This is a genomic window from Streptomyces sp. NPDC096323 (assembly GCF_040302845.1).
Classification (GTDB): Bacteria; Actinomycetota; Actinomycetes; order Streptomycetales; family Streptomycetaceae; genus Streptomyces.
Genome location: NZ_JBEOSI010000005.1, coordinates 382,861 through 396,733 on the forward strand (window position 1 = coordinate 382,861; position 13,873 = coordinate 396,733).

A 13,873-nucleotide genomic window follows, 5' to 3' on the forward strand; every position below is an offset into this window, starting at 1 on the left:
CCGACGGACGAGGAGAGGGACGAGTCATGACCATGTACGCGACGGTCGACAGCCCGCTGGGCGCACTGCTGCTGGTCGGCGAGGAGGCCGCGGGAACGGCGGGGGTCGCGCTCGTCTCGCTCTCGCTGCCGGGCCAGAAGGGTGCTGCGGTCGTTCAGGAGGGCTGGCTGCACCGGCCTGCGGCCTTCGAAAGGGTCGCCGTACAGCTGCGGGAGTACTTCGAGGGGCGACGGACCCGCTTCGATGTCCTGTACGCCGACGGCCTGGGCACCGACTTCCAGCGCCGGGTATGGGCCGCGCTGGATGGTGTTCCGTACGGGGAGACGGTCTCGTACGGGCAGATCGCCGAGCGCGTCGGTTCCTCCGGGGCGGGGGTCCGGGCCGTGGGGACTGCGATCGGGCGCAATCCGCTTCTGGTCGTGCGGCCGTGCCACCGGGTGATCGGTGCGGACGGGGCGCTGCGGGGGTACGCGGGTGGCCTGGAGCGCAAGCAGCAGCTTCTGGGACTTGAGGGCGCCCTGGCGGCGGGCTGATGACCGGGCTGTTCCCGCGGCCGCGGGCCGCGGTAGCGCCGGGTGCCGTACATGTGCCTGAGTGGTTGCCGGCCGAGCGGCAGCGGGAGTTGGTGGCGGCGTGCCGTGCGTGGGCGCGCGGGCCCGTTCCGTTGCGGCATACGGCTCTGCCGGGTGGTGGGGTGATGTCGGTGCGGACCGTGTGCCTGGGGTGGCACTGGCAGCCGTACCGGTACACGCGCACCGCGGACGACGTGAACGGTGCACCGGTGCTGCCGTTCCCGGAGTGGCTGGCGGAGCTGGGGCGGGCGGCGGTTGCGGAGGCGTACGGAACGGAGAGTGCGGTGGCACGGGCGTACGCGCCGGACGCCGCGCTGGTCAACTTCTATGACGACGCGGCACGGATGGGCATGCACCAGGACAAGGAGGAACGGTCCGGCGCCCCCGTCGTGTCGCTCAGCATCGGTGACACCTGTGTCTTCCGGTTCGGCAACACGGAGGACCGGGGGCGGCCCTACACGGATGTGGAGTTGGCGTCCGGGGATCTGTTCGTCTTCGGCGGGCCGTCACGGTGCGCGTTCCACGGCGTGCCGCGGATCCGTCCCGGAACAGCGGTGCCGGGGACGGGCATGAGTGGTGGCCGGCTCAATCTGACGCTGCGCGAGACGGGGCTCGGCGCTCCGGGGGGCGGGTGAGGTCAGCGGCGTTCGCGGGAGTTTCCGAACAGCAGCCGGTAGGCGATCAGCAGGACGAGTGAACCGCCGATGGCCGAGACCCAGGTCGCCGGGTCGAAGAAGTCCTCGTTGTCGATCGTGCGGTCCAGGAAGCGTGTCGCTATCCAGCCGCCCAGGAAGGCGCCGACGATCCCGATGAGGGTGGTGCCCACGAGGCCGCCGGGGTCGCGTCCCGGCAGCAGGATCTTGGCGATGACGCCTGCGACGAGTCCCAGGATGATCCAGCCGATAATGGTCATGCGCGCCAACCTACCCGTCACTCGGTCCTGGAATCCAAGACGTCGGTGCCGGTCGGGTGGTTGCGGAGCACGGTGGTGAATTGTCTGTGCCCCGCTCGCCGTACGCGTGGGCTACCAGCCGGCGAACTGCTCGTCGGTGCGCACGATCTCCTTGCCGAAGGGCATCAGCGAGACCGGGATCAGCTTGAAGTTGGCGATGCCCAGGGGGATGCCGATGATCGTGAGGCACAGGGCGATGCCGGTGGTGATGTGGCCGAGCGCCAGCCACCAGCCGGCGAGGACCAGCCAGAGCACGTTGCCCACGCAGGAGGGGCCGCCCGCGTCCCGTCGGTCGACGACGCGGTAGCCGAAGGGCCACAGCGCGTAGACGCCGATGCGGAAGGCCGCAAGGCCGAACGGGATGCCGATGATCGTGATGCACAGCAGGAGTCCCGCGAGCATGTACCCGAGGAACATCCAGAAGCCGCACAGGATCAGCCAAATGACGTTCAGAATTGTCTTCACGGGCGATGACCAGCCATCTTCTCGAGTCGGGCGATGCGCTCCGCCATCGGCGGATGGGTCGAGAACATCTTGGACATGCCTTGCCCGGGGCGGAACGGGTTCGCGATCATCATGTGGCTCGCGGTCTCGATCCGGGGCTCGGGGGGCAGCGGAAGCTGTTTGGTGCCCGCCTCCAGCTTCCGCAGGGCACTGGCGAGGGCCAGTGGGTCGCCGGTCAGCTGGGCGCCCGAGGCGTCCGCCTCGTACTCCCGGGAGCGGCTGACGGCCAGTTGGATGACGGAGGCGGCGAGCGGGCCCAGGATCATGATCAGCAGCATGCCGAGGATGCCGGGGCCGTCGTCGTCATTGGAGCGGCCGACCGGGATCAGCCAGGCGAAGTTGACCAGGAACATGACGACGGAGGCGAGTGCTCCGGCGACGGACGAGATCAGGATGTCGCGGTTGTAGACATGGCTGAGCTCGTGGCCGAGGACGCCGCGCAGTTCCCGTTCGTCCAGGATCTTGAGGATGCCCTCGGTGCAGCAGACCGCGGCGTTGCGCGGGTTGCGGCCGGTCGCGAAGGCGTTGGGCGCCTGGGTCGGGGAGATGTAGAGGCGCGGCATGGGCTGGCGGGCGGCGGTGGAGAGTTCACGGACCATGCGGTAGAGCTGGGGCGCCTCGAACTCGCTCACCGGGCGGGCGCGCATGGCCCGCAGCGCCAGCTTGTCGCTGTTCCAGTACGCGTAGGCGTTGGTGCCGACGGCTACGAGGAGCGCGACGATCAGGCCCGTACGTCCGAAGAAGCTGCCGATGACGATGATGAGTGCGGACAGGCCGCCGAGGAGTACGGCGGTTCTCAGCCCGTTGTGCCGGCGGTGCACGGTACGCCCTCCAAGTGGTGCAGCAGGGGAACCCTTGCTCGGTGGTGCTCCACTCCTCAGTGGAGCCTCCCGTACTGGTCAACGCCAGGCGAGGAGAGCTAGTTCCCTTGTGCTCACGGCCGCAGGGCCCGGCCCGTCCGGGTGTTCGTGCCGGAGCGGGCCGTAGGCCGTACGGGTGGAGGGCGCCGCCGGGTCAGCGCTGGACGGGGAGTTTGGCGAGCGCCAGGGCCTCGGGGTCGGGCTCGACCTCGCTGGTGCAGTAGGCGCAGCGGGACGCTACGGCGGGGATCGCCGTGTAGCAGCGGGGGCAGTCGCGCAGGGCGGCCTTGATGTCGACCTTCTCCTGGTCCTTCTTGGTGGTGAAACGGTCCTGGACCCTGGCCATGGGGACGACGACGCAGAAGTAGAGGACCGCGGCGGTGATCAGGAAGGCGATGGCGGCGCTGACGAAGAGGCCGTAGGGGAACTTCACCCCGTCGACGCTGAAGGTGGCCTTGCTGAAGTCGCCGGTTCCGCGGGTGATGACGCCGATCAGCGGCACGATGAACGCGTTGCTGAACCCGGTGACGACCGCGGTGAACGCGGCTCCGACGGCGAGGCCGATCGCCATGGAGATCACGTTGCCGCGAAGGATGAAGTCCTTGAACCCGTTCAGCACTGCCTCTGGCTCCTCTGTTGCGATGGGAAGGTCGTATGCGCCGTGCGCGCGCATGACCCTGCCCTGTGCGGGGTGCCCGGGGCAAACCGATCTTGGGGTTATAGGCGGCCGGCGTCAGAACAGGTTGACGTCGGCGAACCTGAGGACGGTCTGCGGGGCGCCCGACAGGGCGATTCCGGCGACCGCGGTGAGGACGATCGCGACGGTGAGCGGTGCCGGGGTGCGGTGGCGGGTGACGGGCTGCTCCGCGGCGTCCTCGGCGGGGCTGCGGAAGAGGGCGGCGGTCCACCGCAGGTAGTAGTAGAGCGCGATCACGACGTTGACGGCCATGACGACGGCGAGCCAGCCGAGACCGGCGTCGACGGCCGAGGAGAAGACGGTGACCTTGGCGAAGAGTCCGATGATGCCCGGCGGCAGTCCGGCCAGGCAGAGCAGGAAGAAGCCCATGGCGAGGGCGGCGAGCGGGCGGGTGGCGTACAGGCCGCGGTAGTCGGCGACGCGGTTGCCGGGGTGGGTGCGGGCGACCAGTGCGGCGACGGCGAAGGCGCCGAGGTTCACGACGGCGTACATCAGCGCGTAGGCGACGGTGGAGCCGATCTGCCGGTCTCCGGCGTACGCGGCGGCGGCGATCGGTACCAGGAGGTAGCCGGCCTGGGCGACGGACGACCAGGCGAGCAGTCGTACGGCGCTGCGGGCGCGGGTGGCGCTCTGGCGCAGCGCGGCGACGTTGCCGACGGTCATGGTGAGCGCGGCGAGGACGGCGAGGGCGGGGCCCCAGACGTCGGCGTACGAGGGGAAGGCGACGACGGTGACGAGGATGAGGCCGGAGAAGCCGACCGCCTTGCCGACGACCGAGAGGTAGGCGGCGATCGGCAGGGGGGCGCCCACGTAGGTGTCGGGGACCCAGAAGTGGAAGGGCGCGGCGGCCGTCTTGAAGGCGAAGCCGACGAGGGTGAGGGCGACGCCCGCCTGGGCGAGGGTGGAGAGCTGTCCGGGGACGTCGTCGAGGCGGGCGGCGATCTCCGTGAGGTGGAGGGTGCCGGTCGCCGCGTACACGAAGCTGACGCCGAGGAGCATGACGGCGGTCGCGACGACGGAGGAGAGGAAGAACTTCAGGGCGGCCTCGGAGGAGCGCCGGTCGCCGCGCTTGATGCCGACGAGGGCGAAGGCGGGCAGCGAGGCGACTTCGAGGGCGACGACGAGGGTGGCGAGGTCGCGGGCGGCGGGCAGGAGCGCGGCGCCTGCGGCGGAGGACAGCAGCAGGAACCAGAATTCGCCGGCGGGCAGCTTGCGGGTGTCGCCGATGGAGAGCAGCGCGGTGAGCAGGGCGCCGCCGAGCACGAGGGCCTGGATGACCAGGGTGAAGTGGTCGGCTGTGTAGCTGCAGGCGCGGGTGCCGGTGGTGAGGCAGAAGGTGGAGCGGTCGCCGTCGTGCAGCGGGACGATGAGGGCGAGCGCGGCGACGAGTCCGGCGACGGCCCCGTAGCCGAGGAGCGGTTTGCGTGCTGCGGGGACGAAGAGGTCGGCGACCAGGACGGCGAGGGCGACGGCTGCGACGACGACCGGGGGCGCGATCGCGAGCCAGTCGACGGACTGGACGAGGCCGGTGGTGCTCTCGGCCGCCGACGCGAGGCCGGCGCTGGTTTCGGCCACCGACTGGGCGAGGCCGGCGGTTGCGGCCGCTGTGGTCACGACTTGCCTCCTGCGAGGAGCTTCTGCACGGCCGGATCGGTGAGGCCGAGGAGGACGGCGGGCCACAGGCCGGCGAGGACGGTGAGGGCCGCGAGGGGGGTCCAGGCGGCGAATTCGTAGCTCTGGACGTCGGCGATCGCGTGCGGTTCCTCGCGCTGGGCGCCCATGCAGACGCGGCGGACGACGATGAGGAGGTACCCGGCGGTGAGCAGGGTGCCGAACGCTGCGATGGACATGAAGGTCAGGAAGGCGGCGCGGTTCAGTCCCTCGGCGGGGTCGAAGGCGCCGAACAGGGCGAGCATCTCGCCCCAGAATCCGGCGAGGCCGGGCAGGCCGAGGGAGGCGACCGCGGCGAACGCGAGGAGGCCGCCGAGGCGGGGGGCGCGGCCGTAGAGGGCGGCGCCGGTGGCTCCGGCGAGGGTGTCGAGGTCGGCGGTGCCGTAGCGGTCCTTGACCGCACCGACCAGGAAGAACAGCAGGCCGGTGATGAGGCCGTGGGCGATGTTGGCGAAGAGCGCCCCGTTGACGCCGGTGGGGGTCATGCTCGCGATGCCGAGGAGGACGAAGCCCATGTGGCCGACGGAGGAGTACGCGATGAGCCGCTTCAGGTCGCCCTTGGCGCCGGGCCGGGCGAGGGCGAGGCAGGCGAGCGATCCGTAGATGATGCCGACGACGGCGAACGCGGCGAGGTAGGGCGCGAACGTGTGCATGCCGTCGGGGGCGATGGGGAGCAGGATGCGGACGAAGCCGTACGTGCCCATCTTCAGCATGACGCCGGCGAGGAGAACGGAGCCGACGGTCGGGGCGGCGGTGTGGGCGTCGGGGAGCCAGCTGTGGAGCGGCCACATCGGGGTCTTCACCGCGAGCCCGATGCCGATCGCCAGAACGGCGGTGACCTGCACGGACGAGGTGAGGCCGCGGCCGTTGTCAGTGGCGAGTGCCACCATGTCGAAGGTGCCGCTCTTCAGTCCGATGAGGAGCAGCCCCAGCAGCATGACGACCGAGCCGAGCAGTGTGTAGAGGATGAACTTCCAGGCAGCCGCCTGCTTCTGCGCACCGCCCCATCGGGCGATGAGGAAGTACATCGGGATGAGCACCATCTCGAAGGCCAGGAAGAACAGCAGCAGATCGAGGACGGCGAAGGTCGCGAGGGTGCCGGATTCGAGTACGAGGACGAGTGCGACGAAGGCCTTCGGGGAGGGGCCCGGGGGCATTTTGAAGTAGCTGTAGAGCGCGCAGAGGAAGGTCAGCAGCGCGGTCAGTACGAGAAGGGGGAGCGAGATGCCGTCGATGCCGAGGTGGATGCGGACATCCAGCGCCGGGATCCAGCTGATGTCGGTGGTGGCCTGCATCTTCGACGGGTGGTCGTGGTCGAAGCCGGCTGCCAGCACGATCGCCGCGATGAGGATCACGCCGGTCACGGTCACGCCGTGGCGGAGTACGGCCTGGTCGGGGTTCCTGCCCTTCATCCCGGGCGGGGCCGGGAGCAGGGCGGCGACGGCCCCGAGGAGCGGGGCGACGACGAGGAACGCCAGAAGGTACTGCATCACGGATGCGCTGATATCGATCACGGCTCACGACCCGGCGTTGACGTTGGCGAAGACGACGGCGGCGACCGCCAGGACCAGCGAACCGGCGAGCAGTGCGCTGAGGTAGGTCTGCACGTTGCCGGTCTGGGCGCGGCGGACGGCGGTGCCGAGCCAGCGTGCGCCGGTGGCTGAGCCGCGTACGTAGGTGTCGACGACCTCGCGGTCCAGGAAGCGGACGAGGCTCGCCGCGGCCTGGACGGGGCGGACGAACAGGGCCGCGTACAGGGCGTCGAGGTGGAAACCGGTGGCCGCGTGGCGGTGGAGGGGGCCGAGCAGCAGTCGGCCGGGGTCCGCGGGGTCGGGGGCGTCGCCGGCGGTTCCGTAGGCGGCGGTGCGGGCCTCGATGGCCTCGATCTCGACGAGGGCGGGTTCCGCGTCGGGGTGGGCGACGACCGAGCCCATGGGGGTGCGGGCGGCGAGTGCCGTGGTGTGGCGCCAGGCCCCGTAGGTGACGAGGCCGCCGACGAGTCCGACACCGGTGGACAGCACGGCGGTGGTCAGCGACGGGGTGAGGGCGTGGCCGTCGAACCAGTCGGTGATCACTCCCACGGTGAGTCCGAAGGCGATGGTGGGGACGGCCAGCACCCACAGGACCGAGGTCATGGCGACGGGCTGCCTGCCGTGGTCGGGGGCCTCGGCGCCGCGGCCGCGGAAGGCGAGGAGCCAGAGGCGGGTGGCGTACGCGGCGGTGAGCACGGCGGCCAGGAGGCCGGCGACGAGCACGGTCCAGCCGGCGGCGGCCGGGGCTACGTGCCGGTCGCCGAGGGCGGTGTGCTCGGCGGCGACGAGGACGGCTTCCTTGGAGAAGAAGCCGGCGAACGGCGGGATGGCGGCCAGCGCGAGGAGGGCGACCGTCATCGTCCAGTAGGCGTCGGGGACGCGCTTGGTCAGGCCTCCCATGCGGGACATGACGGCCAGTGAGTTGGTGCCGGCGGCGTGGATGACGACGCCGGCGGCGAGGAAGAGGACGGCTTTGAACGCACCGTGCGAGATGAGGTGGAAGACGGCGGCGCCGCGGTCGCCGACGGCGAGGGCGCCGGACATGTAGCCGAGCTGGCCGATGGTCGAGTACGCGAGCACGCGCTTGATGTCGTCCTGCGCGAGGGCGGCGAGTCCTGAGCCGATCATCGTGACGGCGGCCATCACGGCGAGGACGACGAGTGCGGCGCCGGATTCGGCGAAGACGGGGAGGAGCCGGGCCACGAAGTAGATACCGGCGGCGACCATAGTCGCCGCGTGGATCAGCGCGGAGACGGGGGTGGGGCCGGCCATGGCGTCGGGCAGCCAGGTGTGCAGCGGGAACTGTGCGGATTTGCCCGCGACACCGGCGAGGAGGAGCAGGGCGATCAGGGTGGGGTGATCGAGGCCGCCGTGGGCGACGGCGCCCAGGATGCCGGTGATGCGGAAGGTGCCGGTGTCGGCGGCGAGGGCGAACAGGCCGATGAGGAAGGGGACGTCGCCGAGCTTGGTGACCAGGAAGGCCTTGAGGGAGGCGGCGCGGGCCTCGGGCGTCTCCCAGTAGTGGCCGACCAGGAAGTACGAGCAGATGCCCATGATCTCCCAGCCGACGAGGAGCACCATCAGGTCGCCGGAGTAGACGACGAGCAGCATCGCGGAGGTGAAGAGGGAGACGAGGGCCGCGTACGAGGGGTAGCGGGGGTCGTCGCGGAGGTAGGCGATCGAGTAGATCTGCACGCAGGTCGCGACGAGGGCGACCAGGACGGCGACGAGGGCGGCGAAGCCGTCGAGGTGCAGCGCGAGGTCGATCGGGACCGAGCCGGTGGGGGTGAGCTGGGTCGCGGCGTCGATGGCCGGCCCGCCGCCCTGGCGGGCGGCGACGACGGCCGCGACGACGAGGGTGGCCAGGGCGGGCAGCACGGCGAGCGGCCGGACGAAGCCGGGTGCGCTGCGGCCGAGGAGGAGGCCGGCCGCCGCGCCCAGGAACGGGAGAAGGGGGACGAGGACGGCGAGGGTCGTGGTGGTCACGCGGTGGCCTCTGCCTTCTTTGCCTTCCCTGCCGGAGCAGTGGCCTGGTCTTCGGTGCCGTTGCCGGTGGGGTCGTCGCTGTCGCCGTCGGGGACCGTTTCGGCGTCGTCGGTCTCGGCGGTGTCGCGGAGGCGGTCGACGTCGGAGCTGCCGCGGTTGCGGTAGACGGCGAGGACGATCGCCAGGCCGATGCCGATCTCCGCCGCCGCGATGGCGATGGTGAAGAGGGTGAGGGCCTGGCCGGAGTGCAGGGCGTCGCGGAGCCAGACGTCGAACGCGACGAGGTTGAGGTTGACGGCGTTGAGCATCAGCTCGACGGACATCAGGACGAGGATGGCGTTGCGGCGGGCGAGGACTCCGTACAGCCCGGTGCAGAAGAGGAGGGCGGCGAGCACGGCGGGATAGGCGAGGTGCATCAGCTCTTGGCCTCTCGGCTCGTGCCTGGCCGGGCCTGGTCTGCCCGGCCCTTGTCGTCGCGGACCTGGTCTGCCCGGCCCTTGTCGTCGCGGCCCTTGCGGGAGAGGACGATCGCGCCGACCAGGGCAGCGAGCAGCAGGACGGAGAGGGCTTCGAAGGGCAGCACCCAGTGCCGGAAGAGGAAGGAGCCGGTGGCCTCGGTGGAGCCCTGGGCCGGTCCGTCCAGTGCTATCCAGGTGGTCCGGAAGGCGTCGGCGACGATCCAGACGAGGGTGCCGGCCGCGGCGACGGCCACCGCGAGGGCGGCCCACCGGTTCTCCGAATCGGCGTCCGGGGAACGGCCGATGGGGGCCCTGGTGAGCATCAGGCCGAACAGGAGGAGGACGACCACGGAACCGACGTAGATCAGTACCTGCACCCAGGCGATGAACTCCGCGGTGAGCAGGAGGTACTCGACGGCGAGACCACCGAGCGCCACGATCAGCCAGAGGGCGGCGTGCACCAGCTGTCTGGTCGTGACGGTGACGAGGGCTGCGCCGAGGGTGGCGATGCCGACGAGGACGAAGGCGATCTCGACCCCGGTCGGGGAGAGGAAGCCGGGGTGGCTCGCGGCGGCGGCGAGGGCGGAGCCGGTGGCGTGCCCGACGGCGGCGCCGGTGCCGGTGGCGGTGATCACTCCTGTCCCTCCTGATCCGTCGGGGTCGGCGGGGCGGGCGGGGCCTGAGGGGCGGGTGGTGCGGGCGGGGTCGCTTCGGCTGCCGCTCCGGTCGCTGCCGCTGCTGCCTCCTGTTCGCGCTGGGTGCGGAGTTTCTCCGCCGTCTTGCGGGCGGCGGCGACCTCCTTCGGCTCCTCGGCGGCCGGGTCGAGAGCCGGCGGTTCCGGGACCGTCCACATCCAGTCGCGCAGCTTGTCGCGCTCATGGGTGAGTTCGAGGATGTCCGTCTCCGCGTACTCGAACTCCGGGGACCAGAACAGCGCGTCGAACGGGCACACCTCGATACAGATGCCGCAGTACATGCACAGCGAGAAGTCGATCGCGAAGCGGTCCAGCACGTTGCGGCTGCGCTCGCGTCCGCCCGGAACCGCCGCGGGCACGGTCTCCTTGTGGGAGTCGATGTAGATGCACCAGTCCGGGCACTCGCGTGCGCAGAGCATGCAGACGGTGCAGTTCTCCTCGAACAGCGCGATGACGCCACGGGAACGGGGCGGCAGTTCGGGCTGCACGTCCGGGTACTGGGCGGTGACGGTCTTCTTCGTCATCGTCCGCAGGGTGACTGCGAGGCCCTTGGCCAGGCCTGCGCCGGGGATCGGGGGCACTAGTTGATCGCCACCTTCACGATGCCGGTGAGCGCGATCTGCGCGAGAGCGAGCGGAATGAGCGTGGTCCACGCGAGCTTCTGGAGCTGGTCCTCGCGGAGCCGGGGATAGCTCACGCGCAGCCAGATGACGACGAAGGCGAGGAGTCCGGTCTTCAGGAGCGTCCAGACCCAGCCGAGCCCGTCGGCGCCCAGTGGACCGTGCCAGCCGCCGAGGAAGAGGACGGTGGTGAGTCCGCACAGCACGACGATGCCCGCGTACTCGGCGAGCAGGAAGAGGGCGAAACGGAGGCCGGTGTACTCGGTGTACGCGCCGAAGATGATCTCCGAGTCGGCGACCGGCATGTCGAAGGGAGGGCGCTGCAGTTCGGCGAGCCCGGCCACGAAGAAGACCAGGGCGCCGACGATCTGCCAGGGCAGCCACCACCACTCGAAGGCGTTGAGGATGCCGGGGAGCGAGACGGTGCCGGCCGCCATCGCCACGGAGGCGGCGGCGAGCAGCATCGGCAGCTCGTACGCGAGTAGTTGCGCGGCGGTACGCAGGCCGCCGAGCAGGGAGAACTTGTTGGCGGACGCCCAGCCCGCCATGAGGGAGCCGAGCACGCCGACACCCATCACGGCGAGGACGAAGAAGATGCCCGCGTCGACGACCTGGCCGACCGCGCCCTCACCGGGTCCGATCGGGATCGCGACGAGGACGAGGAGGTACGGCAGCAGCGCGACGGCAGGCGCGATCTGGAAGACCCGTCGGTCGGCCTCGGCCGGGACGATGTCTTCCTTCTGCGCGAACTTCACGCCGTCCGCGACGAGCTGGGCCCAGCCGTGGAAGCCGCCGGCGTACATGGGGCCGAGGCGGCCCTGCATGTGGGCCATCACCTTGTGCTCGGCCTGGCCCACGAGGAGGGGGACGACCATGAACACGGCGAAGACGATGACTAGGCGGAGGGCGACGTCCAGTACGTCGTTCACGCTTCGCCTCCGGCGGGGGTGTCGGGGGCCGCCTTGGGGGCCTGGGGGGTCTGGGGGGCCTCGGGGGCCTGCTCAGTGGGTGGTTCAGTGGGTGGTTCGGGTGCGGGTTCGTCGGGGGTGCGGTCGGTGGGGGTGGCGCTGCGCGGGGCCTCTCCCCTGCCCGCCCCTTCCCGAACCGGGGGCTCCGCCCCCGGACCCGCGCTCCTCAATCGCCGGAGGGGCTGACCTTCACCGGGCTCGCCGGGTCCGCTGGACCGAGGGGATTCATCAGGCTCACCGCCTTCACCCGCTCCGCGCGATTCGCCCGACGGCTCGTCGAACGCCGGACGGGCGTCGTGCCACGGCGCATCGGAGGGGCGGCCCTCGCTCGGCGCCACCGGACCCGTCGTCGTGCCCGGACCCACGCCCGGACCCGCGCCCGGCGCCACCGGCCCCGCGGGCGCTGCCTGCTGGCTGGCCGAGCCCTGCGAGGCACTGCGGGTACGGCGCGCGGGCGTCGCTCCGGGCGCCGGTTCCGCGGCCGACGTGCCAGAGACGGCCGGCGTGCCCGAGACGGGCGGCGTCGTCCCGGGTCCCGGTTCCACCACCGGCGTCGCGGGGGTCACAGGGGTGGCCTCGGCCGCGCTCGGCGTGGCGTCGGTCGCTGTGCGGGTGCGGCGGGCCGGGCGGTCGCCCGTGGGGCGGGCCGCGCGGGCCGGGCGGGCGGGGGCCGGGGGGAGCTGGCCTTTCAGGGGGCCCCACTCGTTCGGGTCGGGCACGCCGGGCGGCAGCATCGTGCGGCGCTTCGGGCCGCCGTGCTCCGACTCGCCCGGTTCCTTCGCTCCCGGCCACGCCTTCGCGACGCGGGCCGCCAGGACGAAGTCCTTGCGCAGGGGGTGGCCCTCGAAGCCCTCGGGCAGCAGCAGCGGGACCAGGTGCGGGTGGCCGTCGAAGCCGATCCCGAACATCTCGTGCGTCTCGCGCTCGTGCCAGGCCGCGCCGGCGTACACACCGATCGCGGTGGGCAGCACGGCCTCCGCGTGCGGGACCGTCGTACGGATCAGCAGCCGGCGGACGCTGCCGCCCACCGCCGGGAGCGCGGCGACATGGGCACAGACCCGGAAGCCCGTGCCCGGTTCGTCCACGGCGCTCAGCCAGTCGAAGTAGGTGCAGCCGAGCCGGTCGCGCGCCGTTTCGAGCGCGGCGATCCAGGAGGCGGGAGGCACGTCGACGGTCAGCAGGTCGTACGCCTGCTCCGCCGTGGCGTCCTCGCCGAAGATCTCGGTGACGGCGTCGGGGAGGCGGTCGTAGTCCTCGGCTGCGCTCACTTCTCCTCCTCCTTCGAGGAGCCGGGCGCCGGCGGGCCCGCGACCAGGCCGCTGCGCAGCGCGGCCGTGGAGGGACGGCCGCCGGCAGCCGTGGCGTAGCGCTCGCCCAGCGACTCGCGGGCGATCTTCTCCTGGAGCTTGAGAATCCCCTGGAGCAGGGCCTCCGGCCTGGGCGGGCAGCCGGGTACGTAGACGTCGACCGGGATGATCTGGTCGACGCCCTTCGTCACGGAGTACGAGTCCCAGTACGGGCCGCCGCAGTTGGAGCAGGCGCCGAAGGAGATGACGTACTTGGGCTCGGGCATCTGCTCGTACAGCCGCTTCACCGCGGGCGCCATCTTGTCCGTCACCGTGCCGGAGACGATCATGAGGTCGGCCTGCCGGGGGCCCGGGGCGAAGGGGATGACGCCGAGCCGGATGAAGTCGTGGCGGGCCATGGAGGCGGCGATGAATTCGATGGCGCAGCAGGCGAGTCCGAAGTTGAAGACCCAGAGGCTGTAGCGGCGGCCCCAGTTGAGGACCACCTTCATCGGCTCGGGTGCCAGCCGGGAGAGCACGCCGAGGCGCTTCGGCTCCGGAAGGAACGTGGGTACGGGTACGGGTTCGGCACCCGCCTCCGGGCCGGGCTGCGGGTGGCCGGAGGACGACGGGCTCGTCACGTCCATTCGAGGACGCCCTTCTTCCATGCGTAGAGCAGTCCCACGGCCAGGAAACCGAGGAAGATGAACATTTCGACCAGCGTCGTCGCGCCGTATCCCGGCGCGGCGAAGACGGTCGCCCACGGGAACAGGAAGATCGAGTCGACAGCGAAGATCACGTAGAGGAAGGCGTACACGTAGTAGCGGACCTGGGTATGGGCCCAGCCCTCCCCCACCGGGTCCACGCCGCATTCATAGGTGAGGAGCTTCTCCGGCGTCGGTACCACGGGACGCAGCAGCCGGCCCGCTCCGAAGGCGACGGCGACGAACAGCACCCCGATCACCGCGAGCAGTCCGACCACCGAGTAGCTGTGGAAGTACTCCGACGCGAGCACGGATGACGCGGTCGGTTCGGCCGACGAAGCCGGTCCCGGCAGGTCCGTCAGGCTCGC

Annotated in this window: 16 protein-coding genes; 2 read left to right on the forward strand and 14 right to left on the reverse strand. The window is 71.2% G+C overall.

The window, feature by feature from the left end; genetic code table 11:
- Positions 1-26 precede the first annotated feature (26 nt).
- Together ABTX18_RS16670 and ABTX18_RS16675 are read left to right on the forward strand one after the other, a co-directional pair.
- Positions 27-533, forward strand: a complete 507-nt coding sequence (locus ABTX18_RS16670; protein WP_352123419.1) for a methylated-DNA--[protein]-cysteine S-methyltransferase — start codon at positions 27-29, stop codon at positions 531-533.
- Positions 533-1,207 (forward strand): alpha-ketoglutarate-dependent dioxygenase AlkB family protein, encoded by a 675-nt coding sequence (locus ABTX18_RS16675; protein ID WP_352123420.1) that lies wholly within the window; start codon positions 533-535, stop codon positions 1,205-1,207. Before ABTX18_RS16670 ends, ABTX18_RS16675 begins: the two co-directional genes overlap by 1 nt.
- 2 nt (positions 1,208-1,209) lie before the next feature.
- Here the strand turns inward: ABTX18_RS16675 and ABTX18_RS16680 are convergent, their stop codons facing one another.
- The 14 genes from ABTX18_RS16680 to ABTX18_RS16745 all read right to left on the reverse strand — a co-directional run bounded on the left by ABTX18_RS16680 (position 1,210) and on the right by ABTX18_RS16745 (position 13,867).
- On the reverse strand, positions 1,210-1,485 hold the full coding sequence (locus tag ABTX18_RS16680; protein ID WP_352123421.1) for a GlsB/YeaQ/YmgE family stress response membrane protein: 276 nt from the start codon (positions 1,483-1,485) through the stop codon (positions 1,210-1,212).
- A gap of 111 nt (positions 1,486-1,596) precedes the next feature.
- Complete coding sequence (locus ABTX18_RS16685) at positions 1,597-1,989, reverse strand: YccF domain-containing protein (RefSeq protein WP_136328479.1); 393 nt, start codon at positions 1,987-1,989, stop codon at positions 1,597-1,599.
- Positions 1,986-2,849, reverse strand: coding sequence for a zinc metalloprotease HtpX (gene htpX / locus ABTX18_RS16690; protein WP_352123422.1), 864 nt, complete (start codon positions 2,847-2,849; stop codon positions 1,986-1,988). Before htpX ends, ABTX18_RS16685 begins: the two co-directional genes overlap by 4 nt.
- 193 nt (positions 2,850-3,042) lie before the next feature.
- On the reverse strand, positions 3,043-3,507 hold the full coding sequence (locus ABTX18_RS16695; RefSeq protein ID WP_352123423.1) for a large conductance mechanosensitive channel protein MscL: 465 nt from the start codon (positions 3,505-3,507) through the stop codon (positions 3,043-3,045).
- Between the two features lie 114 nt (positions 3,508-3,621).
- Positions 3,622-5,160, reverse strand: a complete 1,539-nt coding sequence (locus ABTX18_RS16700; protein WP_352123605.1) for an NADH-quinone oxidoreductase subunit N — start codon at positions 5,158-5,160, stop codon at positions 3,622-3,624.
- A gap of 35 nt (positions 5,161-5,195) precedes the next feature.
- Positions 5,196-6,746, reverse strand: coding sequence for a complex I subunit 4 family protein (locus ABTX18_RS16705; protein WP_352123606.1), 1,551 nt, complete (start codon positions 6,744-6,746; stop codon positions 5,196-5,198).
- 27 nt (positions 6,747-6,773) lie between these two features.
- The gene (locus ABTX18_RS16710; RefSeq protein ID WP_352123424.1) at positions 6,774-8,774 is read right to left on the reverse strand and encodes an NADH-quinone oxidoreductase subunit 5 family protein; all 2,001 of its coding nucleotides are present in this window, start codon (positions 8,772-8,774) and stop codon (positions 6,774-6,776) included.
- On the reverse strand, positions 8,771-9,190 hold the full coding sequence (nuoK, locus tag ABTX18_RS16715; protein WP_352123425.1) for an NADH-quinone oxidoreductase subunit NuoK: 420 nt from the start codon (positions 9,188-9,190) through the stop codon (positions 8,771-8,773). Before nuoK ends, ABTX18_RS16710 begins: the two co-directional genes overlap by 4 nt.
- A complete protein-coding gene (locus ABTX18_RS16720) occupies positions 9,190-9,864 on the reverse strand; it encodes an NADH-quinone oxidoreductase subunit J family protein (RefSeq protein WP_503061162.1) in 675 nt (224 codons plus the stop codon). The genes nuoK and ABTX18_RS16720 overlap by 1 nt, the downstream gene beginning before the upstream one ends.
- Complete coding sequence (locus tag ABTX18_RS16725) at positions 9,864-10,508, reverse strand: NuoI/complex I 23 kDa subunit family protein (protein ID WP_352123427.1); 645 nt, start codon at positions 10,506-10,508, stop codon at positions 9,864-9,866. Before ABTX18_RS16725 ends, ABTX18_RS16720 begins: the two co-directional genes overlap by 1 nt.
- Entirely contained in the window at positions 10,508-11,476 is a 969-nt protein-coding gene (locus ABTX18_RS16730) for a complex I subunit 1/NuoH family protein (RefSeq protein WP_352123428.1), read from the reverse strand. Before ABTX18_RS16730 ends, ABTX18_RS16725 begins: the two co-directional genes overlap by 1 nt.
- Complete coding sequence (locus tag ABTX18_RS16735; protein WP_352123429.1) at positions 11,473-12,783, reverse strand: NADH-quinone oxidoreductase subunit C; 1,311 nt, start codon at positions 12,781-12,783, stop codon at positions 11,473-11,475. The genes ABTX18_RS16730 and ABTX18_RS16735 overlap by 4 nt, the downstream gene beginning before the upstream one ends.
- Complete coding sequence (locus tag ABTX18_RS16740) at positions 12,780-13,448, reverse strand: NADH-quinone oxidoreductase subunit B (protein ID WP_352123430.1); 669 nt, start codon at positions 13,446-13,448, stop codon at positions 12,780-12,782. The genes ABTX18_RS16735 and ABTX18_RS16740 overlap by 4 nt, the downstream gene beginning before the upstream one ends.
- A complete protein-coding gene (locus ABTX18_RS16745) occupies positions 13,439-13,867 on the reverse strand; it encodes an NADH-quinone oxidoreductase subunit A (protein ID WP_503061163.1) in 429 nt (142 codons plus the stop codon). The genes ABTX18_RS16740 and ABTX18_RS16745 overlap by 10 nt, the downstream gene beginning before the upstream one ends.
- Positions 13,868-13,873: the final 6 nt, after the last annotated feature.